General features: G+C 72.1%; 23 protein-coding genes and 2 pseudogenes. 12 read left to right on the plus strand and 13 right to left on the minus strand.

What is annotated here, in order from left to right; translation table 11 throughout:
- Positions 1 to 159 precede the first annotated feature (159 nt).
- Positions 160 to 1,138: pseudogene (locus ACIQBL_RS33545) on the plus strand (aldo/keto reductase).
- 37 nt (positions 1,139 to 1,175) lie between these two features.
- On the plus strand, positions 1,176 to 1,559 hold the full coding sequence (locus ACIQBL_RS33550) for a nuclear transport factor 2 family protein (RefSeq protein ID WP_401948469.1): 384 nt from the start codon (positions 1,176 to 1,178) through the stop codon (positions 1,557 to 1,559).
- A 25-nt stretch (positions 1,560 to 1,584) separates the two neighbouring features.
- Here ACIQBL_RS33550 and ACIQBL_RS33555 read toward each other — a convergent pair whose 3' ends face one another.
- Genes ACIQBL_RS33555 through ACIQBL_RS33565 form a run of 3 tightly spaced genes read right to left on the minus strand, consistent with a single transcriptional unit; the run spans position 1,585 to position 3,392 of the window.
- Positions 1,585 to 1,998 carry a cupin domain-containing protein gene (locus tag ACIQBL_RS33555; RefSeq protein WP_401948471.1) on the minus strand — a complete coding sequence of 138 codons (414 nt, stop codon included), beginning with the start codon at positions 1,996 to 1,998 and terminating at the stop codon, positions 1,585 to 1,587.
- On the minus strand, positions 1,887 to 2,663 hold the full coding sequence (locus tag ACIQBL_RS33560; RefSeq protein ID WP_401948474.1) for an SDR family NAD(P)-dependent oxidoreductase: 777 nt from the start codon (positions 2,661 to 2,663) through the stop codon (positions 1,887 to 1,889). Before ACIQBL_RS33560 ends, ACIQBL_RS33555 begins: the two co-directional genes overlap by 112 nt.
- Positions 2,664 to 2,693: 30 nt before the next feature.
- Positions 2,694 to 3,392 (minus strand): TetR/AcrR family transcriptional regulator, encoded by a 699-nt coding sequence (locus ACIQBL_RS33565; protein ID WP_401948477.1) that lies wholly within the window; start codon positions 3,390 to 3,392, stop codon positions 2,694 to 2,696.
- Between the two features lie 166 nt (positions 3,393 to 3,558).
- Here ACIQBL_RS33565 and ACIQBL_RS33570 point away from each other — a divergent pair, with 166 nt between their 5' ends.
- The 3 genes from ACIQBL_RS33570 (at position 3,559) to ACIQBL_RS33580 (ending at position 8,586) form a co-directional block, all read left to right on the plus strand.
- Positions 3,559 to 4,236, plus strand: coding sequence for an SDR family NAD(P)-dependent oxidoreductase (locus ACIQBL_RS33570; protein ID WP_401948480.1), 678 nt, complete (start codon positions 3,559 to 3,561; stop codon positions 4,234 to 4,236).
- Between the two features lie 324 nt (positions 4,237 to 4,560).
- Entirely contained in the window at positions 4,561 to 5,775 is a 1,215-nt protein-coding gene (locus ACIQBL_RS33575) for an MFS transporter (protein WP_401948482.1), read from the plus strand.
- Positions 5,776 to 5,931: 156 nt separating this feature from the next.
- Positions 5,932 to 8,586 (plus strand): glycosyl hydrolase, encoded by a 2,655-nt coding sequence (locus ACIQBL_RS33580; RefSeq protein WP_401948485.1) that lies wholly within the window; start codon positions 5,932 to 5,934, stop codon positions 8,584 to 8,586.
- A gap of 37 nt (positions 8,587 to 8,623) precedes the next feature.
- Here the strand turns inward: ACIQBL_RS33580 and ACIQBL_RS33585 are convergent, their stop codons facing one another.
- Genes ACIQBL_RS33585 through ACIQBL_RS33595 form a run of 3 tightly spaced genes read right to left on the minus strand, consistent with a single transcriptional unit; the run spans position 8,624 to position 11,025 of the window.
- A complete protein-coding gene (locus tag ACIQBL_RS33585; protein ID WP_401948487.1) occupies positions 8,624 to 9,157 on the minus strand; it encodes a hypothetical protein in 534 nt (177 codons plus the stop codon).
- A gap of 51 nt (positions 9,158 to 9,208) precedes the next feature.
- A complete protein-coding gene (locus tag ACIQBL_RS33590; protein WP_401948489.1) occupies positions 9,209 to 9,871 on the minus strand; it encodes a response regulator in 663 nt (220 codons plus the stop codon).
- Entirely contained in the window at positions 9,868 to 11,025 is a 1,158-nt protein-coding gene (locus tag ACIQBL_RS33595) for a sensor histidine kinase (protein ID WP_401948492.1), read from the minus strand. Before ACIQBL_RS33595 ends, ACIQBL_RS33590 begins: the two co-directional genes overlap by 4 nt.
- Before the next feature lie 117 nt (positions 11,026 to 11,142).
- Between ACIQBL_RS33595 and ACIQBL_RS33600 the strand changes: the two genes are divergently transcribed.
- Positions 11,143 to 11,943 (plus strand): hypothetical protein, encoded by an 801-nt coding sequence (locus ACIQBL_RS33600; RefSeq protein ID WP_401948495.1) that lies wholly within the window; start codon positions 11,143 to 11,145, stop codon positions 11,941 to 11,943.
- Between the two features lie 7 nt (positions 11,944 to 11,950).
- Here the strand turns inward: ACIQBL_RS33600 and ACIQBL_RS33605 are convergent, their stop codons facing one another.
- The 6 genes from ACIQBL_RS33605 to ACIQBL_RS33630 all read right to left on the minus strand — a co-directional run bounded on the left by ACIQBL_RS33605 (position 11,951) and on the right by ACIQBL_RS33630 (position 17,997).
- A complete protein-coding gene (locus tag ACIQBL_RS33605) occupies positions 11,951 to 12,679 on the minus strand; it encodes a response regulator transcription factor (RefSeq protein ID WP_401948497.1) in 729 nt (242 codons plus the stop codon).
- A 329-nt stretch (positions 12,680 to 13,008) separates the two neighbouring features.
- Complete coding sequence (locus ACIQBL_RS33610; RefSeq protein ID WP_401948499.1) at positions 13,009 to 15,657, minus strand: FtsX-like permease family protein; 2,649 nt, start codon at positions 15,655 to 15,657, stop codon at positions 13,009 to 13,011.
- The gene (locus tag ACIQBL_RS33615; protein ID WP_401948502.1) at positions 15,654 to 16,316 is read right to left on the minus strand and encodes an ABC transporter ATP-binding protein; all 663 of its coding nucleotides are present in this window, start codon (positions 16,314 to 16,316) and stop codon (positions 15,654 to 15,656) included. The genes ACIQBL_RS33610 and ACIQBL_RS33615 overlap by 4 nt, the downstream gene beginning before the upstream one ends.
- Positions 16,303 to 16,608, minus strand: a complete 306-nt coding sequence (locus tag ACIQBL_RS33620; protein WP_401948505.1) for a hypothetical protein — start codon at positions 16,606 to 16,608, stop codon at positions 16,303 to 16,305. Before ACIQBL_RS33620 ends, ACIQBL_RS33615 begins: the two co-directional genes overlap by 14 nt.
- On the minus strand, positions 16,595 to 17,314 hold the full coding sequence (locus ACIQBL_RS33625) for an ABC transporter ATP-binding protein (RefSeq protein WP_401948507.1): 720 nt from the start codon (positions 17,312 to 17,314) through the stop codon (positions 16,595 to 16,597). Before ACIQBL_RS33625 ends, ACIQBL_RS33620 begins: the two co-directional genes overlap by 14 nt.
- On the minus strand, positions 17,305 to 17,997 hold the full coding sequence (locus ACIQBL_RS33630; protein WP_401948509.1) for a hypothetical protein: 693 nt from the start codon (positions 17,995 to 17,997) through the stop codon (positions 17,305 to 17,307). The genes ACIQBL_RS33625 and ACIQBL_RS33630 overlap by 10 nt, the downstream gene beginning before the upstream one ends.
- Before the next feature lie 155 nt (positions 17,998 to 18,152).
- Here ACIQBL_RS33630 and ACIQBL_RS33635 point away from each other — a divergent pair, with 155 nt between their 5' ends.
- The 4 genes from ACIQBL_RS33635 (at position 18,153) to ACIQBL_RS33650 (ending at position 22,447) form a co-directional block, all read left to right on the plus strand.
- On the plus strand, positions 18,153 to 19,523 hold the full coding sequence (locus ACIQBL_RS33635; RefSeq protein ID WP_401948512.1) for a sensor histidine kinase: 1,371 nt from the start codon (positions 18,153 to 18,155) through the stop codon (positions 19,521 to 19,523).
- A 245-nt stretch (positions 19,524 to 19,768) separates the two neighbouring features.
- Positions 19,769 to 21,418: an alkaline phosphatase family protein gene (locus ACIQBL_RS33640; protein WP_401948515.1), complete on the plus strand. Its 1,650-nt coding sequence runs from the start codon at positions 19,769 to 19,771 to the stop codon at positions 21,416 to 21,418.
- Between the two features lie 91 nt (positions 21,419 to 21,509).
- Complete coding sequence (locus ACIQBL_RS33645) at positions 21,510 to 21,743, plus strand: hypothetical protein (protein ID WP_401948517.1); 234 nt, start codon at positions 21,510 to 21,512, stop codon at positions 21,741 to 21,743.
- Positions 21,740 to 22,447, plus strand: coding sequence for an RNA polymerase sigma factor (locus tag ACIQBL_RS33650; protein ID WP_401948520.1), 708 nt, complete (start codon positions 21,740 to 21,742; stop codon positions 22,445 to 22,447). The genes ACIQBL_RS33645 and ACIQBL_RS33650 overlap by 4 nt, the downstream gene beginning before the upstream one ends.
- 55 nt (positions 22,448 to 22,502) lie before the next feature.
- Here the strand turns inward: ACIQBL_RS33650 and ACIQBL_RS33655 are convergent, their stop codons facing one another.
- The gene (locus tag ACIQBL_RS33655; protein WP_401948523.1) at positions 22,503 to 22,859 is read right to left on the minus strand and encodes a hypothetical protein; all 357 of its coding nucleotides are present in this window, start codon (positions 22,857 to 22,859) and stop codon (positions 22,503 to 22,505) included.
- On the opposite strand from ACIQBL_RS33655, the pseudogene ACIQBL_RS33660 reads away from it, so the two are divergent.
- Both ACIQBL_RS33660 and ACIQBL_RS33665 read left to right on the plus strand, forming a co-directional pair.
- Positions 22,858 to 22,932, plus strand: a pseudogene (locus ACIQBL_RS33660) (hypothetical protein); the annotation flags it as partial. The gene ACIQBL_RS33655 and the pseudogene ACIQBL_RS33660 sit on opposite strands and share 2 nt — an antisense overlap.
- 85 nt (positions 22,933 to 23,017) lie before the next feature.
- A complete protein-coding gene (locus ACIQBL_RS33665; RefSeq protein ID WP_401948807.1) occupies positions 23,018 to 24,514 on the plus strand; it encodes a LysM peptidoglycan-binding domain-containing protein in 1,497 nt (498 codons plus the stop codon).
- The last annotated feature ends 4 nt before the right edge of the window (positions 24,515 to 24,518 follow it).

Here is a 24,518-nt window from a genome sequence, read left to right on the forward strand (position 1 = left end):
GCGGAAGGCCGGTGAGGGGCCCTGGCGCACCCCGGAACGCCGCTCCCCGGCACAGCACGGCCTGCCACCCCGCGAACCCGTCCAGCAGGCTGACGATCGGCAGAAGGTCAGGTTCCCCGCGCGTGGACAGCACGGGACGGACACTCACGGAGCGGCGCCGTGAAGCACATCGAGCTGGGCGACCTGGAGGTCTCCCGAATCGGTCTGGGCGCGATGCCGGTGAACGCCTTCTACACCGGGCGCGACACCGACGAGGCCGAGGGCATTCGCACCGTTCACCGTGCCCTCGACCTTGGCATCACCCACATCGACACCGCCGAGGTCTACGGTCCCTTCACCAACGAGGAGTTCCTCGCCAAGGCGCTCACGGGCCGCCGGGACCAAGTGGTGCCGGCGGCCAAGTTCGGGTTCATCTCGCACACCGGCCGATCGGAGGGATCCCTGGACAGCGGTCCGGCCGGCGTACGCATCGCGGTCGAGGGCTCGCTGAAGCGGCTGAACACGGACTGCATCGACCTGTACTACCAGCACCGTGTCGACCCGGACACCCCCATCGAGGACACCGTCGGGGCCCTGGCCGAACTGGTCGCCGAGGGCAAGATCCGCCACATCGGCCTGCACGGGGGCCGCGCCGGCCACCATCCGCCGGGCCCACGCCGTGCACCCGATCACGGCACTCCAGACGGAGTACTCACTGTGGTCCCGCGAGCCGGAGGCGGAGATCCTCCCGACCACGCGGGAACTGGGCATCGGCTTCGTACCCTGGTCGCCGCTCGGCCACGGCTTCCTGACCGGCGCGATCCGCTCCACCGACTGGATGGACGCCGACGACTTCCGCGTGAACAACCCGCGGTTCCTCCCCGGCGACTTCGAGCAGAACCTCCGGATCGCCGACGAGGTCAAGGCCGTCGCCGATGAGGCCGGTGCCACGCCCGCTCAGGTCGCCCTCGCCTGGCTGCTGGCGCAGGGTGACGACATCGCCCCGATCCCCGGTACCAAGCGCGTCCTCCACCTGGAGGACAACGCTGCCGCCGACGGCGTCGAACTGAGCACCGAGGCGCTGGAGAAGCTGAACAGCCTCACTCCGGCCGCCGGCGAGCGCCTGGACGAGGCGGCGATGGGACTGTCCGACCGTTGATCCGGCGGCCGGCCGGACCCCCGACGACAGGAGCCGTATGAACACCTCACCCGGCGCAAGCACTCGCGAGGAGGTCATCAAGGCCTACCGCGCCTACCTGCACGCGATGACCGACGGCGACACCGACGCCCTCGACGACCTGCTCGACGACGGTTTCACCCTCACCCACATCACCGGGTACCAGCAGTCGAAGACCGAGTGGCTGTCGCAGATGGGCGTCGGCCGGTTCGTCTACCACGGGGTCATGGAGAAGGACGTGACCGTCGCGGTCGAGGGAGACACGGCCCGTCTTGTCGGCCGGATCGTCACGGACGCGACGGTCTACGGCACGCACGCGGACTGGCGTCTGCGACTGGCCGTCGACTACGCCCACGAAGGCGGTACCTGGACCGCCCTCCGCGCGGTCGCCACGACCTGGTGAGCCGCGGTGCCGGGCCTTCGCCTCGTCAGTGGGTGGTGGTGCGCGGGCCGTTGTACTGCTCGTCGGTGACCTTCTCCAGCCAGGTCGTCTCCGGGCTGCCGTCGCCGCGTCCCTCCCACAGCGCGAGGTGTTCCATGAAGGCGTCGGGGGCGGCGCCGTGCCAGTGCTCCTCGCCGGGCGGGGTGTGGACGGTGTCGCCGGGGCGGGCCTCGATGACGGTGCCGTCCCGGCCGCCGATCAGGGCGATCCCGGAGACGATGTGCAGGGTCTGGCCGAGGGCGTGGGAATGCCAGTCGGTACGGGCGCAGGGCGCGAAGCGTACGAGGTTCAGGCGGGCGCGGGACGGTTCCTGACCGGCGTAGACGACGTCCCACCAGACGTCACCGGTGAACCAGTCGGCCGGGGCCTTGCTGGTGGGCTGCTTCTTGAGGATCTCCATCGGTTCTCTCCTGACGGTGCTGCTGTGTTCGGGCGGTTCGGGTGGTTCAGGCGGCGGCGTGGGGCCAGGTCCATGCCCGGCTCGCGGGAGGCCTCCGCCCGCGCCAGCGGTTCTTTGGCCTTGGCTGCCGCGGTCGGGATGGCGTCGGAGCCGGCGACGAACCGCGGCGACGGCTGCTGCTCGGCTACGACCGGCAGGGCGCGCGCGAGCTTGGCCGGGTCGCCGGCCTGCCGGCCGTTCATACTCTGCCAGGCGGCCTTCGTCGTGGCGGTGCGCTCGGCGTAGTCGCCGATGGACAGCTCGGCCCAGGTGGTGGAGGCGTCCACCAGCAGCTCGGTGCGGAAGAAGCCGGGCTCCACGATCGTGGTACGGATACCGAACGGCTCCACGTCGAAGCGCAGGGACTCCATCCAGCCCTCGACGCCGAACTTGGCGGCGGCGTAGGCGACACAGAACTCCTGGCCGACCGGTCCGGCGATGGAGGAGACGGTGATGACGTGACCGTCGCGCTGCCCCCGCCGGGGGGGGGCCTGACGGATTCCATGCGTCGCCGGCCGCACCGAGGGCATGAAGGCGCTCAGCCATCCGGTGGTTGGTGAGCCGGTCCCGGAGCGGGACGTCTTGAACGCCGGCAACTGGCCCCGGCCAGAACCTGCCGGCAGCACCCTCCGTCGGCTGGCGGAGGTGCGCGGGAGTCAGCTGTTCCGGTCGGGCTTCCGCGCGGTGTTGCTCGCCGGGGCGGTGCGGAGCATGGCCCGGTAGAGGGCGTCGTGCTCGGGCGAGGCGGGCAGGGGGGCCCGGGCCGGGGCCTCGAAGGACTGGATCATCAGCGCGACGACGCGTCGCCAGGCATGGGGAGCGGCATCGCCGCAGGCGCTGACGACGCCGAGGTTCGCCATGTGCAGCAGCACCAGGTCCGAGGGATCGAAGTCCTCGCGCAGCCGGCCCGTGGCCTTGGCGCGGCCGATGAGCTCCACCATGCCCTCGTACGCCTCGTTGCGGCGCTTCTCCATGGCCTTGGCGGTGGGGAAGGTCATGGTCAGTACGTCGGCGAAGCCGTTGTCGGCGGCCTGCATCGCGCAGGCGGTCTCGATGTAGCCGGTGAAACCGTGCCAGGGGTCGGGGTCGTCGAGGGCGGTGGCGACCGCGTCGGCGTAGGCGTCCATGCGGTCGGAGAAGACGGCTGCGACCAGCGCCTCCTTCGTGGGGAAGTGCCGGAAGACCGTGGCGATCCCGACGCCCGTCTCGCGCGCCACGGAGGCCATGGAGGCGCCAAGACCGTCGCGTCCGAACAGGGTGCGCGCGGCAGCGAGGATCCTGCCGCGGTTGCGCTCGACGTCACTGCGCACAGGCTGGGCGGCGGAGGCGTCGGGGTGCTGGTCGCCGGGGTTCATGGCGGGCAGTCTAGCAATCGGAAAGGCCTATCCATTTCTCGTGCTACGGTGGTCGCAGTGAACCGGAAAGGGCAATCCGGATCGCGAAACGGATAGCCCTTTCCGTTACTTCCCGTCTTCTCGGCGCCGTCCGTCTCCTCGGACGGCGTCCCACGAAAGGATCGCTGTGAACAGCATCGCCATTGTCGGAGCCGGCCCTCAGCTGGGTCTGGCCATCGCTCGTACCTTCGGCTCGCAGGGTTTCGACGTCGCCCTGATCTCCCGGAACCGCACCAAGCTCGATGAGCTCGTCCGCACCCTCACCGCCGAGGGCGTCACCGCTGCCGCGTTCCCCGCGGACGTACTCGACCGCGACGCCCTCGCCCAGGCCCTCAAGGACGCGGCGGCACGGTTCGGCGGGATCGACGTCCTCGAGTACTCCCCTGTGGGCACCATGGCCTCCACCGTTCTGACCACGCCGGTCGAGACCGAACCCGCCCATGTGCAACACGAGATCGAATTCCAGCTCTACGGCGCCATCGCCGCCACCAACGCCGTCCTGCCCGCGATGCGCGAGGCCGGCGCCGGAACCCTGCTGTACACCACCGGTGCGGGCTCGATCGACCCCGTCCCGCAGGTCGGCAACGTCAACGCCGCCGCCGCGGCGCTGCGCAACTGGGCGCTCAACCTGCACAAGGAACTGGACGGCACCGGCGTTCAGGCCGCCCATGTCGGCATCGACGTGTCGATCGGCATGTCGGTCGTCCCCGGATTCCCGACGGCCCGGCCCGAGGAAATCTCCCCCGTCTACTGGGACCTCCACACCACCCAGCGCGACCGGGCCGAACTCGTCTTCAGCCGCTGAGACCGCGCCCGGTACCTCGTTGAAGCCGAACCCGGTCGCGCTGCGGCGTGCGGGTGCGCCCCACCGGATCAACCCGGTGGGGCGCAGTGGTGAAGGCATACGCCGACGGCGTCCGAGTTCTCTCCCGGTTCCCGAGGCCGTCCTCGACGCACGCGACGCCCCCCGAATCGTGGCCATCACGCCCCGCTTCCCGGAAGCTACGTCTGGGCGGGCCACCGACTCGCCGCCGAACGCGATGTCCGACGCGCGTGTGGTGCCCGGTCGTGCCCCGGGCGCCGTCGCCGCCGGCGTCCCGCTCGGCCGCTTCCTGGAGGTGCCGTACCCATGACCGAGCCCACCACCCCACCGCCGCCGGCAGGGCGACGCTCCGTGTGGCTGACCCGCAACGTGAAGGTGCTGTGCGGGGTGTCCTTCCTGCAGGACGCGGCCAGCGAGCTGCTCTACCCGATCCTGCCGATCTTCCTGACCGTGGTGCTCGGTGCGCCGCCCGCCGCCGTCGGCGCCATCGAGGGAGCGGCCGAGGGGGCCGCCTCGATCACCAAGGTGGCCGCCGGGCGTCTCGCGGACCGGTTCGACCGGCGGCCCCTGATCGGTGTGGGATACGGGCTGGCCGCGGTCGGCAAGCTGCTGATCGCGCTCGCGACCGTCTGGCCGCTGGTGCTCCTGGCCAGGGTCACCGACCGGCTCGGCAAGGGCATGCGCGGGGCGCCTCGCGACGCCCTGCTCGTCGAGGGCGTCCCGAAGGGGCAGCGCGGCAGGGTGTTCGGTCTGCACCGGGCCGCCGACACCGCCGGCGCGGTGGTCGGCCCGCTCATGGGACTGGTCCTGTACGAGGCGCTCGACCACCGGCTGCGCCCCCTGTTCTGGGTGGCCGTGATCCCCGCCGTCGCGTCGGTCGCGCTGGTCGCCGCCGTCCGCGACCCCCGCTCCTCCCGCAAGGCGGCCGACGGCACACCGGCCACGGCGGTCCGGACGCCGTGGCGATCCCTGCCACGTCCGTACTGGCGGGTCCTCGGCGTGCTGCTCGCCTTCAACCTCGTCAACTTCCCCGACGCGCTGCTGCTGTTGCGCGCCCACGACCTGGGTCTGTCCACGGCCGGGGTGGTCGGCGCCTACGCGGTCTACAACCTCGTCTACGCCGCCCTGTCCTACCCCGCCGGGGCACTGTCCGACCGACTGCCGCGCCCGCTGGTCTTCGCCGCGGGCCTGGTCTTCTTCGCGATCGGTTACCTGGGCCTCGGCCTGATCCACAGCCCGTGGCTGGTCTTCGTGGTACTGCCGCTCTACGGCGGTTTCGCGGCCTGCACCGACGGTGTCGGCAAGGCCTGGATCTCCACGCTCGTCCCCGACCACCAACAGGGCACCGCGCAGGGCCTCTTCCAGGGTGCCACCGGCGCCGCCGTGCTCCTCGCGGGCGTGTGGGCCGGGCTCGCCTGGGGCACCGACGGCCACCTTCCGCTGCTGGTCTCCGGCGGTATCGCGCTGGCCCTGGCGGGTGTGCTGCCGGTCGTCGCCCGCGCGCGGACGGCGGCCCACTGACCTCAGGTCCCCGGCGGAGGCGTGCCGCACCGGTCGGCTTCCGGCCATGGGTAGTGACAGGTTCTGGTCAAGGGCTGTCCAAGTCCAGGACGACTCCTGCCACCGGTGGTCGGGTCGTCCCTGACGGCTGTACCCGTTCCCGTTCGGGAGGACCTGGTGTCACAACCGACCCGCAAGAGACGTTGGTTCACGATCTGTGCCATCACCGCATCCGCCGCACTCGTGGCGATACCCGCCGGTGCCGCGCCCGGCGCGGACGGCAGCCCCTTCGGGGTTCGCGCGCTGGCTCAACTGGCCGCCGAACGAGGGCAGTCGGTGGGTGCGGTCAGCCCGAAAGCCAAGGCCGAGGACGACGGCGGCGGTGACGACGGCAACGAGGCCGACGAGATAGCCGAGGGTGCCGACCAGTACGCCGAGGCCCGCACCTCGCCCGGCATCGTCGCACCGGGCGCCTACGGAGCCGCCTGGACGAGTCTGGCCAACCTGCCGAGCACCGGCGGGAGTTGGCGCAACATCACCGACCTGCCGTACAACTCCGACGACCCGCGCTACCGCGACTACGACTCCAACTCCAGTGGCGGCTCGGGCAATGTGACCGGCCGGATGGCCGCGATGGCCGCCGACGACGACGGGTACGTGTACGCGGGCAGCGCGGGCGGCGGAGTGTGGCGCTCCCGTACCGGGGGCGGCCGTTGGCGGCCCATCAGCGACAAGCTGTCCGCGCAGTCCACCGGCGCGCTCGCGCTGGACGGCGCCGGACGGCTGTGGCTGGGCACCGGCGAGGCGACGACCAACGCGGACGCCTACCTCGGCAGCGGCGTCTACGTCCTGTCGAACCCCCGCCACGGCACGTTCTCCGCGCGCAGCCGGGTCGGCGGCGACGAACTGGAGTCCACCACCGTCCACGAACTGCGCTTCGGCGGCGGCAAGGTGTGGGCGGCGACCAGCAGGGGCGTGTGGAGCCACTCCACGAAGACGCTGAGCGGCGCCTGGAAGCTGGAGTTCGCGCCCAACCCCGCCTATCTGCCCGGCGGTTCACTCGCGAGCGACGCCTCGGCCGCGTACAAGAACATCGCCAACGACATCGCGATCGACCCCAAGGACCCCTCCAAGGTGGTCCTCGCGGTCGGCTGGCGCAGCGGCGACGACTACAACGGCTTCTACACCAAGGGTTCCGACGGCACCTGGACCCGGATCACCAGCGGCCTCGGCGACCTGCCCGCCGACGCGGACAACGTAGGCAACGTCACCTTCGCCCGCTCCGCCGGCGGCTCGCGCTACTACGCGATCGACCAGTCCCCGGAGCAACTCGCCACCAACCCGGACAGCGGCCTAGAGGGCATCTACGTCTCCAAGTCCGGTTCCCCCACCGGCCCTTGGACGAAGATCGCCGACTACAAGGGCCTGGCAGCCGACGGTTCGGCGCTCACCTCCAGCGGCTACATGCCCGGCGTGCAGGCCTGGTACAACCAGTTCCTGACCGTCGACCCGGCCAACGCGGAGCACGTGTACGCGGGCCTGGAGGAGGTCTACGAGACGAAGGACGGCGGCACCAACTGGTCGACCGTGGGCCCGTACTGGAACTTCGGCTTCCCCTGCTGGAGCATCGACCCGGCCAAGCAGACCGGCGACTGCAACCCGACCACCCACTCCGACCAGCACGGCGTCGCGATCGGCAGCTACCACGGCAAGAGCTTCGTCTACGTCGGCAACGACGGCGGCGTCTACAAGCGCCCGCTCAACGGCTCCCAGGACTCCTCCGGGCACGCCACCGACTGGACCTCGCTCAACGACGGCACCATCGACACCCTCCAGTACTACTCGGTGGGCGTCGGCAAGGACCTCACCTACGGCGGCGTCTCCGTCACCGGCGGCCTCCAGGACAACGGCCAGTCCGTCCTGCGCAGCAACGACACCGTCATGGGCTCCAACTTCGGCGGCGACGGCGGCGACACACTGACCGACCCGGCCAACGGGTGCAACATCGCCGAGGAGTACGTCTACCTCGCCATCCAGGTGACCCAGAACTGCGCCGTGAACGACGGGAGTTGGGTCACCGACCCGAGCAAGATCACGTCGTACAACGTGGCTCCCGCCGACAACGCCACCAGTGAGGCCCGCTTCATCGCCCCGATCACGGCCGACGCGAAGAACCCGGCGACCTGGATCGCGGGCGGTCGGCACATCTGGGTGCAGACGCACGGCTACGCCATCCGCAGCGGTTCGGAGTGGAAGAGCGTCTACGACCTCGGCGCCGGCCGCGCCGCCACCGCCGTAGCGGCCTCGGGCGGCAAGGTGTACGCGGCCTGGTGCGGCCCCTGCAACAACCAGGGCTTCGCCCGCGGCATCTCCGTCGGCAACGCGGACGGGACCGGCTGGCACGACGTGACGCTGCCGGTGGACGCGACCGTACCCAACCGGTACCTCAGCGGCTTCGCCGTCGACCCGAAGAACGCCGACCACGTCTACCTCGCGGTCAACGGCTTCTCCCGGCACTGGACCGAAGGCCCCGGCGCCGGGATCGGCCATGTCTTCGAGTCCACCGACGGCGGCACCACCTGGAAGGACATCTCGAAGAACCTGCCCGACGTGCCGACGAACTCGGCGGTCGTCACACCGAACGGCGGCCTCGCCGTCGCCACCGACCTCGGCGTCGTCTACCGCGCGCCGGGCCGTACGACCTGGCAGCGCGTCGGGAACCTCCCGGCCGTCGCCGTACTCCAGTTGAAGCTGAGCCCGGACGGCCGGACGCTGTACGCGGCCACCCACGGACGCGGCATCTACACGGTCAAGGTGAGCGACTGCAAGTGACGTAGCAAGGTCGCAGGGGTGGTTCCGGTTTCCGGGGTCACCCCTGTGTCGTGTACGGCACCACGTTCACGTCGAGTGTGAAGGCGACGCGCGCCGCGCCCGCCACGTCCGGTGCCTTCGCGGTCGCCGTGATCCTCGCGGTACCGGCCCGGGTGCCCGCGCAGCGCAGTGAGGCGCGGGCCGAGCCGTCGGACGCCGGCTGCCACCCGGACACCACGACGAAGACGGGAGCGGCGCTGTGCAGGGCCGTCCACCGCCTGTCGTCCGTACGGGGCTTCAGGACGAGGGTCACCACTGTGCCGGGCCGCACGCAGAGACGCCGTTCGACCGCGTCACCGGGGCCGACCGTGACCTCGGCGTGCCCGGCGGCACAGCTGCCCGACGAGGCCGGGGGCGTGGTGGCACTCCTTGAGGACGGCGCCGAGGTGGGTGTGGGCGTCGACGTATGGCGCGACGGCTGCGCCGGCCGGCTTCCGGACGGCGTTCCCCCGTGTCCGCCGGCTGCCGAAGAGGTACAGGACGCCAGGGCGAACACCCCGGCGACCATCCACACCTTGGCCCACGCTCCCATGCCGGAACCTCCCGCCCGCCGGTACCGGAACCAGCATGCTCGGATCACCCGCTAGTCGCCATGCGTCCGCAGCTGATGCTCGTACGCGAAGATCACGACCTGTACCCGGTCGCGGAGCCTCAGTTTGGTGAGGACGCGGGTGATGTGGGTCTTGACGGTGGCCTCGGTGAGGAAGAGGCGTTCCGCGATCTCGGCGTTCGAAAGGCCGGCGGCGATGAGGTGGAACACCTCCCTTTCGCGGGGCGTCAGTTGGGCGAAGAGCGCGCCCGCGTCGTCCGCGTGCGGCCACGGCGCGATCCGGGCGAAGCGGTCGACGAGGCCGCGGGTGATGCGCGGGGTGAGGACGGCGTCGCCGGTGGCCACGGACCGGATCGCCGCCCGCAGCACGGCCGGGACGACATCCTTGAGGAGGAATCCGCAGGCTCCCGCGCGGAGGCCTTCGAAGGCGTATTCGTCGAGGTCGAAGGTGGTGAGGATGAGCACGCGTGAGGCGGTACTGGAGGTAATGCGCCGGGTCGCCTCGATGCCGTCCATGACCGGCATGCGTACGTCCATGAGCACCACGTCCGGCAGGGTGCGCCGCGCGAGGTCGACCGCCTCCTCCCCGTTGGCGGCCTCGCCGACGACGGTGATGTCCGGCATCGTGTCGAGAAGGCTGCGGAAGGCCATGCGGACGAGTGCCTGGTCGTCGGCGAGGAGGACCGAGATCGTCATCGCGGTTCCCCCAGCCTCAGCTCGCCGGACACGGCCCATCCGGACGCGGTGGGGCCCGCCCGGAGGTCACCGTCGAACATGGCGACCCGTTCCCGCATCCCGGTCAGCCCGTTGCCGGTGTGCCTCTCGGTTCCGGGGGCCGGCCCGCCGTCGTCGCTGACGCTGAAGCCGACCAGGTCGTCGCCGCAGTGCAGGACGACATCCACCCGCGAGGCGTCCCGCGCGTGCTTGACGACGTTCGTGAGCGACTCCTGGAGGATCCGGTAGACCGTCGTCTGCGCCGCCGCGCTCAGGGTCGTACAGCCGCCGGTCTCGGTCAGCCGGACGTCCAGGCCGGTGCCGCGGGTCTCGTCCACCAAGGCCTTGAGCGAGCCGAGGTCGGGCTGCGGGGCCCGGTCGCCGCCGTCGTCGGCCCGCAGGACACCGAGGAGCCGGCGCATCCCGGTGAGGGACTGCCGGCCGGTCGACGCGGCCTGGAGCATCTTCCCGCGGGCGCCCTCCGGATCGGTCGCCGTGGTCGCCGCCGCGGCCTCGGAGAGGGCTACGACGACCACCAGACCGTGGGCGACGATGTCGTGCATCTCCCGTGCGATCCGGGTGCGTTCGGCCGCCGCGGCGAGCTGCGCCTGCTGGGCGCGCTCCTGTTCCAGGCGCTCCGCGCGGTCCTCGATGGAGGCGAGGTAGCGGCGCTGGGCCCGCACGGTGGTGCCGAGGAAGAACGCCGCGGCGGCCAGCCCGCTCAGGACGACGAAGGCGTCGTTGACGCTCCCGGCCGGGGCGAACCGCACCGCCACCAGGACGACACCGAGTTCGACGGCCGCGGCGGCGCCGAGCGAGTGCCGCAGACCGCGGTGGGCGGCGACCGTGTAGAGCGCGACCAGGACCGCGAACCCGGAGAACGAGACCGTACCGAGCGCCCAGGTCGCCGTCGCCACGGCCCAGCAGAACCAGAACACGGCGAGTGGAGCCCGGCGGCGCAGCACGAGGGGGCAGATCACCGCGATCGCCAGCAGCCAGTCCAGCACTCCGGACCGGTTGTAGAGCAACTCGTGCGACGCGGCGACCGCGCACAGCACGGGCGGCCCGAGGAGCAGGACGAGGGAGAGCGGCGGGCGGTCCCGGGAGAGTCGGTGCGTCGGCTGGAGGTGCTTCACCCCGCCGACATTACGGAAGGGCGGTTCAGGGGGCGTCAATCGAAGGTCTTACATCCGCCGGAAAGTGGCCACCATTGTCGGATGTGCCGATCCTGGTGGCGCTTTTAGCGTCGCGGCATGAGAAAACGACCAGCGGTCACGACCATGAAGGTCCCGGAGATCGCCCTCATCTTCTGGATCGCGAAACTGTGCACCACCGGATTCGGTGAGTCCTTCTCGGACTACGTCTTCTTCAACGACTACATAGGGCAGCATCTGGCCATGCTCATGGGCCTCGGCCTGCTTCTCGCGTGCCTGACCGTGCAGATCGCCACGACGAAATACATTCCGTGGGTCTATTGGCTCGCGGTGACGGCGGTGAGCGTTTTCGGGACGATGTCGGCGGACTTCCTGAACAAGGACCTGGGAATGCCGCTCTACGCCTCCACGCTGATGCTGGTGGCCGTCCAGGCCGCCGTCTTCGCCGCCTGGTACGGGACACAGCGCACCCTGGACGTGCACAGCATCGACAACCGTCTGCGGGAGCTGTTCTACTGGCTGACCGTCCTGTGCACCTTCGCGCTGGGAACAGCCGCCGGCGATTTCGCGGCCGTGACCCTGGGGCTCGGCACCCTGGCCTCGTCCTTCGTCTTCCTCGGGATCATCCTGATCCCGGCGGTCGGATATCGCTGGTTCCGTGTCGACGAAGTCCTGGCTTTCTGGTTCGCGTACACCATCACCCGCCCCCTGGGCGCCTCCGTCGCGGACTGGCTTTCCGTACCCGCCCCTTATGGGGACGGGCTCCAATGGGGTACCGGGCCCATCAGTCTGGTTCTCGGGATTCTCCTGGTGGGAGTCGTCGCGCTGGTCGGATCACGACACCGCCGGTCCGGCCCTCCGAAAGCGGCACCCCTGGCGGCGGCCACCGAGGTCCGTTGACCACGCCTCAGAGTTCCAGGCGGTAGCCGTGCCCGCGCAGGGTGGTGATGCGGGGCAGGTTGCCGGCGCGGGCCGAGGTGTCGGCGGCCTCGGTGAGGCGGCGGCGCAGGCCGGCCATGGTGACGTCGAGGGTCTTGGTCGAGCCGAACCAGTTCTCGTCCCAGACCTCGGCCATCAGGGTCTCCCGGGAGACGGCCTCGCCCGGGTGCCCCGCCAGGACGGCGAGCAGGTCGAACTCCTTGGGCCGGAGCGGGACTTCCTCGTCGTGGAGGGTGCAGCGGCGGGCGGCGACGTCGAGGACGAGGTCGGCCAGGCGGACGGGTTCCGCCGGTGGCGCGGCGACGACGCGGCGGCGCAGGTGGGCGCGGAGGCGGGCCAGCAGCACGGAGAGGCTGAAGGGTTTGACGAGGTAGTCGTCGGCTCCGGCGTCCAGCCCCGCGATCACGTCGATGTCGTCGGTGCGCGCGGTGAGGACGACGATCAGCAGATCGGGCTGCCGGGCACGCAGGGCACGGGCGACGTCGAGACCGTCCATGTCGGGCAGCCCCAGGTCCAGCAGCAGGACGTCGTACGAGACCCGCGCGGCCTCGGCCAGGGCGGCCGAACCGGTCCGGCTCCAGGTGGGCGCGTAGCCGTTGCCGCGCAGGCCGGTCTGGAGGTGGCGGCCGATGGTGTCGTCGTCCTCGACGACCAGGACACGCGGTCGGCTGCGGTCGGCGGTGACGGGCGTACGCATGGGCGACAGCCTAGGAGTGGGCGGGCCGCTGGTCGGGTCTGGCGTGGTCATAGGCCGCGTAGATCTTCGAGGGCTCGGCGTCTGGGGCTGTGGATGTGGTTGAGGGAGGTGGTCGGGACGGGGATGCGGGGTCGGCTGCGGTCGCCGGTGACGGGCGTGCGCATCGGCGACAGCCTAGGGGCGGGCGGGCCGCTGGTCGGGTCTGGCGCGGTCATGGGTTGCGGGGTTCTTTGATGGTGGGGTGTCCGGGGTTGTGTGGTTGGTGGTGGCGGGTGTGTGCGTGGGTGGCAGTCCAGGGGCGGGCGGGCCGCTGGTCCGGTCCGGTGCGGTCATAGGTCGCGTAGTTCCTCGACGGCCGGGCGTCCGGCGCTGCGGATGCCGTTGAGGGCGGCGGCCAGTACGGCGGCCACGGCGGCACCCGCCGTCAGGAGCAGGTAGCCGGACGGCACGGACAGGCTTGCCGGGGGTGGGTCGAAGACTCCGGTGAGGACCTTCACCAGCATCTCGGACAGCGCCCAGCCGATGAGCGCGCCGCCCGTCAGCCCGCCGGCGGTGAGCAGGAGGGCCTCGGTGAGGACCATGCCGCGCAGCTGGCCGGGTTTCGCGCCGAGCACGGTGGCGATGGCGAAGGTGCGGCGGCGTTCGGCCAGGCCGAGGGCGAGGACCAGTCCGCCCGCTCCCGCCGACAGGAGGACGGCGAAGGCGAGTTCGATGCGGGTCAGGCCGGCCAGGTCGACCGAGGTGAGGCTGGTACCCACGGTGCCGCGGGTCTGGGTGAGGTCGGTGACGGTGGCGCCGGTACCGAGCTGCTTGCGCAGGTCGGCGGCGATCCGCTGCTGGTGGCTGCCGCCGGTGTCGAGCAGGAACGCGCCGACCGCGTCGCTGCCGGTCGCCTTCGCCACGTAGGCGGCGTTGGCGACGAAGAAGCTGTCCTTGGGGGCGGTGGGGAACTCCTTGACGATGCCGGCGTAGTGGAAGGGGACGGTGCGCAGGGCCTTGGAACGGGCGTCCTGGACGCGGAGGTTGACGGTGTCGCCGGGGGAGAGCTGGAAGTCGTGGACGGTCTCGACGCTGACCAGGAGGTTGTCGGGGCGTTGGGCCAGGCGCCGCATGAGCTGGTGGGCGGTGCCGCCGGCGAAGTAGGCGTCCTGGAGGGAGGTGGCACCGGCGATGGTGTCGGGGCGGACGCCGTAGAGGTCCTGGAGGTCGGAGCCGACGTAGGCGAAGCGGTGCTGGACGGGCTCGACGTGCCGTACGCCGGAGACCTTCAGCGTGCTCGCGGCGCCGGGCGGGACGTGGGCGCCGGGGGGTTCCGTGACGGTGACGTCGGCGCCGTTGGTCAGCCGGGCGTCGGCCTCGGCCTGCTGGTGGTAGGTGGAGTTGAAGACGGCGGTGGAGAGGGCGAAGGACACCGCGAGGGCGAGCAGCACCACGGAGCGGGCCAGCGGGCGGCGGCGCCGGGACAGTACGGCGGCCGTGGTGCCGGCGAGGGTGGCGGTCAGCGGGCGGGCGAGGCGGGCCAGGGCCGGGCGGCCGCGGGCGAGGGCGAGCAGGGTCAGCCGCCACAGCAGCAGCGCGGCGCCGATCCACAGCAGGGCCGGGCCGAGGAAGGCCCAGTAGGAGACGGAGAGGGTGGGCACGCCCTCGGGGGCGAGGACGAGGGCGTACTGGTTGCCGGAGGAGGCGCGGAACACCAGCCAGGAGCCGATGAGGAGCGCGAAGTCGAGGCCGTAGCGCAGCCACCAGGGGGAGCGGGTGGCGCGGACGCCGGTCTCCTTGCGGGTGTCGGCGACGGTCACCGAGCGCAGGTCGCGCAGTGCGGGGACGAGGACGGCGCAGGTGGCCACGGCGGCGCCGAGGACGAAGGCGATGCCGTACCAGACGACCCAGCTGGCCGCGCTCGCGCCGAAGGAGGCGGCGCCGAAGGCGAGGCGTCCGGTCAGTGCGGCGATGCCCAGACCGGCGGCTCCGCCCACTCCGCCCACGAGCGCTGCCTCCAGGCCCGCGAGCGCGGTGATCTGGCGGGGACGCAGCCCGCGCAGCCGTAGCAACCCCTGTTCCTGGCGCCGTCGTTGGCCGCCCGCCGAGGCGACCGCGGCGGTCAGCGCGGCGGCCAGGACGGCGCCGGGGACGCCGAGGAAGAGGAAGAGGATCTGGGCGTAGAGGGCGTCCTGGCGGGCCGAGTCGAGGGCGGCGCCGAGATTGTCGCCGACCAGGGCGCCGCCCGCCGTCCTGGCTTCGAGGTGGTGGGCGGCGCCGGTCACGGTGCTGAAGGCGGCGGCCGGGTCGGCGGGCAGCTTGGCGTCGCGGGCGACGTGGATCTGGGTGGTGAGGGAGGTGGCGCCGCGGGTGAGGGCGGTGAACTGGGCGGCGGGCAGGAGGACGACGTTGTCGGGCGGTGCGGTCGGCTGGGACTGGGTGGGGGCGCCGACCTTCTGGAACAGGGAGTCGGCCTGGGGCAGGTCGACGACGCCGTCCACGCGCACCTGGCGCGGTCCGGTGCCCGGCAGCTGGATCGTGACGGTGTCGCCGGGGGCGGCGTGCAGGTTGGAGGCGGTCTGCTGGGCGAGCAGCACGCCGTCGGGCGAGCCGGAGAGAGTACGCATCCCGTCGGGGAACAGGTGGCGGTAGCCGGGCGGCAGGCCGAGGGCCATGCCGGGCCCTGTGGTCTGGGTGCTGCCCTGTACCCGGGCGGTGAAGCCGGTGGTGCGGGCGTATCCGACCGGGAGGGCGGCCCGGGTGCCGGGGTCGCTGCGGACCTGCCGCAGCACGGAGTTGGCGTCCGCGCCCGGCTGCACCTCGACCTGCCAGTCCACGGCGACCGAACGGACGGCGCGCTGGGTCATGGTCGCCTTCGAGGCGGTGAGGAAGGAACCGAGGGCGGCGACCAGGGCGACGGCGAGCGCGATGCCGGTCATGGCCGCCAGCAGCCGGCCGGCCCGATGGCGGGCCAGACTCCGTGCCCACGAGGTGATCATGGCGTGTCCTCCGGTGCGAGCAGCCGTCCGTCGCGCATGGCCCGCCGGACGGTGAGCCGGGCGGCGACGGCGGGGTCGTGGGTGGTGACGACGAGCGCGGCGCCCGTGCGGTCCGCCGCCGTCAGCAGGGCGTCCAGGACGCGGGCGCCGGTGGCGTGGTCGAGGCGGCCGGTGGGCTCGTCGGCGAGGATCAGCCGTGGTTCCTGGGCGAGGACCCGGGCCACGGCGACCCGCTGGGCCTGCCCGCCGGAGATCTCCTCGGGCAGCCGGTCCGCGAGGTCGGCCGCCCCGACCAGCCCGAGCGCCTCGGCGACCGGACGGCGCGTCCACTCCTCCGACCGTCCGGCGAGGACGAGCGGAAGCGCGGTGTTCTCCGCGACGTCCAGCGCGGGAACGAGACTGTCGGCCTGGAACACCAGCCCGATGTCGGCGCCCCCACCGAGGCCGGGCCAGGAGACGGCACCGCTCGTGGGCCGTTCCAGCCCGGCCAGCAGATGCAGCAGCGAGGACTTCCCCGACCCGGACGGCCCTACGATCGCCAGCCGGTCGCCGGGGCGGATGCTCAGGTCGGTCCCGTGGACGGCCACGACGGCCGTCGCGCCGCGTCCGAAGGTCAGCGCGGCGTCTTCGCAGAGGGCGAGTGCGTCAGTGCCGGACATCGCTTGCCTCCGGTGTCTTCCGGGTTCGCCCGTCGGGCAGGGTGATGTGCCGGTCGGTCCCGTGGACGGTCTCCGCGCTGTGGGTGACGATCGGTGTCGCGCAGCCGTCCGCGGCTCGGTCCCGTGCCGTCCGCGGCGTCAACTGTTCGGTGTCGCCGTCGAGTTCGTCGGTCGGCCGGTCGCCGGGGTGGATGCACTGGTCGGTCCCGAGGACGGCGATCACCGTTGCCGTGCCGCGTCCGAAGGCCAGCGCCGCGTTCTCGCGGGCGACGATTGCGTCAGTGCCGGACATCGCTCGTCTCCCGTGTCTCCTTGGCCCGTCCGTCGGTCAGGGTGATGACCCGGTCGGCGATGCGGACGGTCTCCGCGCTGTGGGTGACGATCAGTACCGCGCAGCCGTCCGCGGCTCGCTCTTGCACCATCCGCAGGACCAACTGTTCGGTACCGCCGTCGAGTTCACCGGTCGGTTCGTCGGCCAGCAGGACGGCGGGGGAGTTCGCGAGGGCCACGGCCAGTCCGGCGCGTGCCAGTTCGCCGCCGGACAGTTGGCGTGGCAGGGCGCGGGTGCGTCGGCCGAGGCCCACCTGGTCCAGCAGCGCCTCGGCCGAGACGGAGGGACGGCCGCGTACGGCCCGTTGGGCCAGGCGGATGTTGTCCCGCACGGTCAGGTGCGGCAGCAGGTTGCGGCTCTGGAGCAGGACGCCGATGTGGCGGGCGCGCAGCCGGGCCCGCTCGGTCTCCGGCCGGTGGCTGATACGGACACCGTCCACGTGGACGTCGCCGCCGGAGGGCTCGTCGAGTCCGGCCAGGCATGCCAGCAGGGTGGACTTGCCCGCTCCCGAGGGGCCGACGACGGCGACCGTCTCGCCGCGCCGCACCGTCAGCGACACCCCGCGCAGGGCCAGGGTCTCCTCCTCGCCCGCACGGTAGAAGCGGTACAGCTCGCGGGCGGTGAGCGCGGCGTCGTACGACCGGGTGGGCATGACGGTCACCGCCATGCGAAGGAGTCGCTGACGATGCGCCACGGGTCGACGTTGTCGGCGTTGACCGGCCCGGACAACGTCAGGTCGACCTCGTGACCCTGCCGGTAGAAGGCGTACCGCTCGAACGCGTCCCGCACCACCTTGCCGGTGACCGGGTCCTTGGCCGAGTCGCCCTGGTAGGTCAGGCGGACGACGCGACCGGCGTGCCGGGTCACCTCGGTCACCTTCGGCGCCGCGAACTTCGTTACCCGCACCTTGAGTTGGGGCACGACGGTGTTCGTCACGGACCCGACCGTGGGCGCGGCGGAGGCGGTGGCCGCGGTGACCTGGACGGTGTTCAGCTTGTCCGTGAACACGGTCGTGGCGCCCTGCCCGGTGCGGGCCCAGCCCTCGGGCACCTTCACCGTGAAGCCGGTGAAACCGCCGGCGGGCCGGTACGCCACGTACACCTGGTTGTCGGGGATGTCGCCGGGCGGATTCGACTCGGTGGGCGCGGGGGTCGCACCGGCGTTTCCCGCATCGGCGTTTCCCGAACCTGAGTTTCCCGAACCTGAGTTTCCCGCACCGGCCGGGGCGGCGGACGTAGCGGACCCCGAGTGCGAGCCGGACCCCGTGTGCGAGCCGGAACTCGAACAGCCGGTGGTCAGCGCCGCGACCAGCGCCAGTCCTACGGCGGCGGATGCGTGTGCAGGTGTCATGGTCACTGCCCTCCCGGAAGCCTGCGGCCGGAGATCGGTCATGGCACCGACGTTAGGAGGCGGCCGGTTAACGCCCGGCTCGCCGAGGGTTAGACGACGGCAAAAGCGCGTGGCGCAGCACCGCCGGGCGGGCCGGCGGCCCGCAGGATGAGGGCATGAGACAGCGTGTCGTGCGCGTCGCCCTCACCGCCGCCCTGGTCGCCGTGGTGCTCCTCGCCGTCCCGCTGGCCCTGGCCATCAGGTCGTCCCTGTACGCCGATCAGCGCGACACCCTGGAGCGCGCGGCCCTGTCGGGTGCCGTGCGGGTCAGCCCGGACTACACGACCGGCGATCCCGTCGAACTGCCCGCGCCGCCGGCCGGAGGGCGCCTCGGCCTGTACGACACCCGCCTGCGCCTGCGGGCGGGCAGCGGCCCCCGGACCGGTGACGCGCCGGTGCGGCGGGCCCTCGGCGCGACGGTGGCGCGCGGTCACTCGGGCGGTGACCTCACCGTCACCGTGCCGGTCTCGCACGCCGAGCAGGTCATCGGTGTCGTCCGCGCCTCCTCGCCCACCGCCGCCGTACGCGACCGGGTCCTCGCCGTGTGGGCCGTCCTCGCCGGCGCCTGCGCCCTCGCCCTGACCGTGGCGGTCCTGGTCGCCCGCCGCCAAGCGCGGGTGCTGGCAGCCCCGTTGGAGGAACTGTCCCGCCACAGCCGGGCCGTCACCGCCGGCGACCTGAGCGCACGCGCCACGCCCAGCAGCGTCGCCGAGATCGACCAAGTCGCCCGCACCCACAACGAGATGCTGCACAGCCTCACCGAACTCCTGCGCCACGAACGGGACTTCACCGAGAACGCCTCCCACCAGCTGCGCACCCCGCTGACCGGACTGCAACTCACCCTGGAGGCGGGCCTCGCCCAGGACGACGACACCCTGCTGCGCCCCGCGCTGGAGGAGGCCCTGGCCACCACCCGTCGCCTGCACGGCACGGTGGAGGAGGTGCTACGGCTGTCCCGTTCCCCCGGCCTGCCCGGCACCCGGGCCCCTTCCGTGCCGGTCGCACGGCTGCTGAGGGAGACCGAGGACCACTGGCACGGGTTGTTCGCCCGCGACGGCAGACGGCTGCTGTGCACGCCGGGTGAGATGTCGGGTGACACGACGGGTGACACGCCGGACGACGCCCGCGTCCCCGGTGCCCCGGTCGCCGAGATCCTCGGCATCCTGCTGGACAACGCGCGCGTGCACGGCCGGGGCACCGTCCGCCTCACGGTCCGCGACCTGGGCGACGCCCTCGCCTTCGACGTCGCCGACGAGGGCGCCATCGGGACGCCCCGGCCCTTCGAGCGCGGACACACCGGTGACGGAGAAGGCGAGGGCATCGGCCTCGCCCTGGCCCGGGACCTCACGGTCACCCTCGGCGGCAGACTCTCCCTGACCGGCCACCGGCCCACCACCTTCACCTTGCTGGTACCGGTGCGTCAGGGCGGGGCAGGGGGTGGGGCAGGGGACGGTGATGGTGGCCGTGGCGGTGGCGATGGCGGCTGAGGACGGCGGTACGGCCGGTCGGCGCGGCGGAGTTCGGGGCGGCCTGTGCCGGGGCGCGCGCCGGGCTGTCGTGCTGCGGCAGGACAAGGCCTGCGTCCCTCCTCTTGGGGAAACCCAGACCTGCTTGGTGAAGACCCGACCGCTCCTTCGGGGTGTGTTCACACCAGGGCTGTTCCCGGTACACAGGGCGAGACTCTGATGAGCCCGGCACCCGCAGCCCGCCCCGAACACCCGGGAGAGTCCAGATGTCCAGACGCCATGTCAGGTCCGCAGCCGTCCTCGCCGCGACCGGAGTGCTGACCGGGGTGACCGCCGCCCAGCCCTCCGCGTTCGCCGCCTCCCACCACCCGGCCGCCACCCGGCACGTCCTGCTGATCTCCGTCGACGGGCTGCACCAGTCGGACCTGGCCTGGTACACCGCCAGGCACCCGAAGTCCGCGCTGGCCCAACTGGTCGGCGCCGGCGTGGAGTTCACCCACGCCAAGACCACCACGCCGTCCGACTCCTTCCCCGGCATGGTCGCCCAGGCGACCGGCGGCGGCCCCGGCACCACGGGCGTCTACTACGACGACACCTACAACGCCGCGCTCCTCCCGGCCGGAACCACCAGCTGCAAGGGCGTCAAGCCCGGGGTCGAGGTGGACCTCACCGAGGACCTGGACAAGAACCAGGCCTCCATCGACGCCGGCCAGGGCCTCACGGGCCTGCCGGACAGCATCCTGTCGATGACCGGCCACCCGCAGAGCCTCATCAACGCCTCGAAGCTGCCCGTCGACCCGAAGACGTGCAAGCCGGTCTACCCGCACTCCTACCTCAAGGTGAACACCATCTTCGAGGTGGCCCGCCGGGCGGGACTGCGCACCGCATGGTCGGACAAGCACGCCGCCTACGAGATCCTCAACGGCCCCTCGGGCACCGGCGTCCAGGACCTGTTCACCCCGGAGATCAACAGCGTCGCCCTCGGCTACGCCGCCGGCGACGACTGGACCAAGGACAACAAGGCCACCGAGCAGTACGACGGCTACAAGGTGAAGGCCGTCCTGAACGAGATCGACGGCTACGACCACAGCCGCACCCACAAGGTCGGCACCCCGGCGATCTTCGGCCTCAACTTCCAGTCGGTCTCCACCGCGCAGAAGCTGCCCGCCTCGGACGGTCTCACCGGCGGCTACACCGCCAAGAACATCCCGGGCCCGCTGTTGGTGAAGAACCTCGGCTTCGTCAACGACGAGATCGGCGCCCTGACCGCCGAGATCCGCGAGCGGCACCTCTCCGGCAGCACCACCGTCATCCTCTCCGCCAAGCACGGCCAGTCGCCCACCGACCCCGCCGCCCTCACCCGCGTCGACGACGGCCCGCTGCTGGACGGCCTCAACGCCGCCTGGAAGAAGCTCCACCCGACAGCCGCAGACCTGGTGACCCACGCCGTGGACGACGACGCCATGCTGCTGTGGCTCTCCGACCGCTCCCCGGCCGCCACCGCCTTCGCCAAGAAGTACCTGCTCGCGCAGAACGGCACCGGCACCGACATCAACGCCAAGCCCAAGGCCTACACCCACGGCGGACTCAGCGAGGTCTACGCCGGCGAGGCCGCCGCCGACTACTTCCACGTCAAGGCCGGCGACGCCCGCGTCCCGGACCTCTTCGGTGTCGCCCAGTACGGCGTCGTCTACACCGGCGGCACCAAGAAGATCGCCGAGCACGGCGGCGGCCACTCCGACGACCTCGCCGTCCCCCTCGTCGTCTCCGGCGCCTCCGTCCCGGCCGGCGTCCGCGACTCCGCGCGTGTCCAGACCAAGCAGATCGCCCCGACGATCCTGAGCCTGCTCGGTCTCGACCCCCGCTCCCTCCAGGCCGTCCGCGAGGAACACACCACGGTGCTCCCGGTCCGCTGACCGCCTCGGAATTCCCGTGCTGGGTAAACCAGTTGGGCGCTGACGGCTGTATCAGGGTGTCACTGCTGTGATCCTGTGAAGGGACCCTGAAATGGTTGTCGAACCTGTGGTGGTGGTCGTCGTGCTGGCCTGCACCCGGCTGGTGTACGCGCTGGCTGCGCTGTGGACGCAGCCGGCGCGGGAGCGCGCGTGGGCGCACGCGCTGGCCGCTCTCGTGCGGGCGGCCGGGCCCGGTGGCACGGTCGAGGTCACGCGCGCCGACGGCGTCATGCTGACGGCGCGGTCGGCGACGGCCGCGGCGACGGCCGGAGCGGACCACCGGTGAGCGCGGAACAGGCCGTGGGGCAAAGGGACTTCGAGACCTTCTTCGCGTCCGCGTACGGACGTGTGCTGGCGCAGGTGATCATGCTCTGCGGCAGCCGCGAGGACGCCGAGGACGTCGTACAGGAGGCGTTCCTGGAGGCCTACCGGGCCTGGGAGCGCATCGCCGAGTACGACCTGCCCGAGGCGTGGGTGTACCGGGTCTCGGTCCAGCGCGTGTGGAAGACGCAGCGCAGGCGCAGAACGGGCCAGGGCCGGGTGCCGGATGTGCCGGTGCCGGTCCGGGCGAGCCCCGAACAGAGCGCGGAGGCGCGTGAGGTGCTGCGGCTGCTGGCCGCACTGCCGCCGCGGCAGCGGGTCACCATGGTCCTGTTCTGTCTGCACGGCTGGTCCCAGGGCGAGATCGCCAAGACGCTGCGGATGACGCGCGGCGGTGTCGCCGCGAACGTGTCCAAGGCGCGCCGGACGCTGAAGGAGGCGTTGGACATGGCCGCGGACGACACGAGCAGGCACGACCCGTTCATGTCCGGCCCGCAGCCGGCCGGTCCGGGCCGAGCGGACCTGAGCCGGACCGGCCTCGGCCGTGACCCCGTCGTCATCGCCCTGCGCCATACGGAGGCCTGGCTGCGGGCGGCCGTGGAAGCGGACCCGGAGGCGCTCGGCCGGGCGCGGGCGGCGCTGGCCCGCAGACGGGGGGAGAGCGGGTGACCACTGTCCTGGGGTGGTTACGCGGGCTGTTCGCCGTGGGGATGCTCGCCGGGTTCTACGTCGTGGCGTTCGCTCTCCTCGCGGCCGACACGGCACTCGTCGTCTTCACGCTGTGGGCGATGGTCGAAAACCCTTCACAGACCGGCAGTTGGTCCCTCGTCCTGGGCGGCAGCATCCCGGCGGCCTCCGCCCTGCTGTACGGGACAGCCACGGTGAGCCGCACGGAGGAACCCCCGCCCGACGCGGTTCTGCTGCGTCGCGCCGACGCGCCCGGCCTGTGGCGGCTGGTCGAGGAGCTGGCCGGAGAGCTGCGCACCCGGCCGCCCAGCCGGATCCATCTGACGTCGGAGGCCAACGCGTCGGTGTCGGAGGACGCGCGGCTGCTCGGCTTCGCGGTCGGGGAGCGGACCATGAACCTGGGCGTGCCGCTGCTCCTGTGGCTGAAGCCCGAGGAACTGCGGGCCGTGCTCTGCCATGAACTCGGCCACTACGCGGGCCGGCACACCCGGTTCGGCGCGATCACCTACCGGGGGGGCCGCGTCGCTGCGCTCCACCCTGTTCCGGCTGCGGATGACCGCGCGGGCGGACGATGCCGGAGTCGGGTACGCGTGGCTGTTCCAGGCGGCGATCGGCGTCTACGCCTGGATGTATCTGCGCCTGTCGCTCGCGGTGCGCCGACGCCAGGAGCTGGAGGCGGACGCGGAGGCCGCCGCCGCGGTCGGTCCCGAGGTGACCGCGCGGGCGCTGCGCGCGGTCCATGCGCTCGGCATCACCTGGGCCGGGTTCGAGAGCCGGTATCTGCGGCCCGTGCAGCGGCTCGGGTTCGTGCCCGAGGACGTGTTCGGGGCGTTCGCCGCCATGGTGGACGATCCGCTCGTGCGGAAGCGGATGGCCGAACTGCGCGCGCACCCGGTCGAGACGGGGCGTTCCCCGCTGGACTCGCATCCCCCGCTGGCCCGACGGCTGGCCCTGATCGAGGCGCGGCCCGCCGGGCCCCCAAAGGACGTCGTCGAGGAGGGCCCGCTGGTCGCCGACCCGTCACCGGTGCCCCGGGTGCAGCGCAGGATGCTCGGCGAGACCGGGCTCTCGGCGACGGCACTGTCCCGGACGGCGTGGGCCGACCTGGCCGCCGAGGCGTTCGCCGTCGAACTCGCGAGCCTCCTGCTCGACGCGGCACGCGACACCGACGCGGCACGCAACCCCCGGGTCACCGCGCGCGCCACCCTCGCCACCGTTCTCGGCCTGCTGGAACGCGGCGAGCAGACAGCGCTGACACGCCGTCTCACCGACGCACCCGAACCCGAGGAGCAGCTCACCGAGGCCCTGTACGCGCTGACCGGGCAGGCGCTGTCCGGCGCGGGCCGCGCGCGCTGGGTGCTCAGCTGGACCCAGGGCTACCTCCTGGACTGCCCCCGGGACCCGCGCGGACGCCTGGACGAACTCGTCGCGGGCGCCGCACGCGACCGTACGGCGGTGCCGGCCCTGCGCGGCGAACTCGCGCGCCTCGGCCTGGACATCGAGGCGCCGGTCCCCCTGGCCCTGCGTACCGTGGCCGCACCGGCCGGCCGGACAACGCCCCGGCGCCGTACCCGGAGCGCGCCGAACCTGGTCGTCCAGGAACTCGCGCGGCAGCGCACGGTCGCCAAGGTGACCATGGGCGCCCTGATCGTCGCGGGGGTGGTGTGGGGGATCGCCCTGCTCGGCTCCGACTCCTCCCAGCCCTACCCGCAGTCCTACCGCCCCGGGCTGCCGACGGCGGCGGCCTCGGGGTACACGCCGTGGCCCCTCTCCACCGATCTCGTGCCGACGCCGAGGTTCAGCGTCGAGTATCCGGTGCCGATCATCACCCGGCCCATCCTGCGGCCGACGCCCGACGTCTTCTTCCGTATCCATTTCGTCGTGGCCGGTGACACTCTGTCCCACCTCGCCTGCGTGTACGGCACCACCGTCGAGGACCTCCAGAAACTCAACAGGATGGGGAAGAGAACCGACCTCGCGGTGGGCCGGATGCTGTGGGTGCCGAAGGAGGATCAGGGCTCCGGGATCGAGTCGACGGACTGCCGGTGACCGG

This window comes from Streptomyces sp. NPDC088350 (genome assembly GCF_044753545.1).
Classification (GTDB): Bacteria; Actinomycetota; Actinomycetes; order Streptomycetales; family Streptomycetaceae; genus Streptomyces.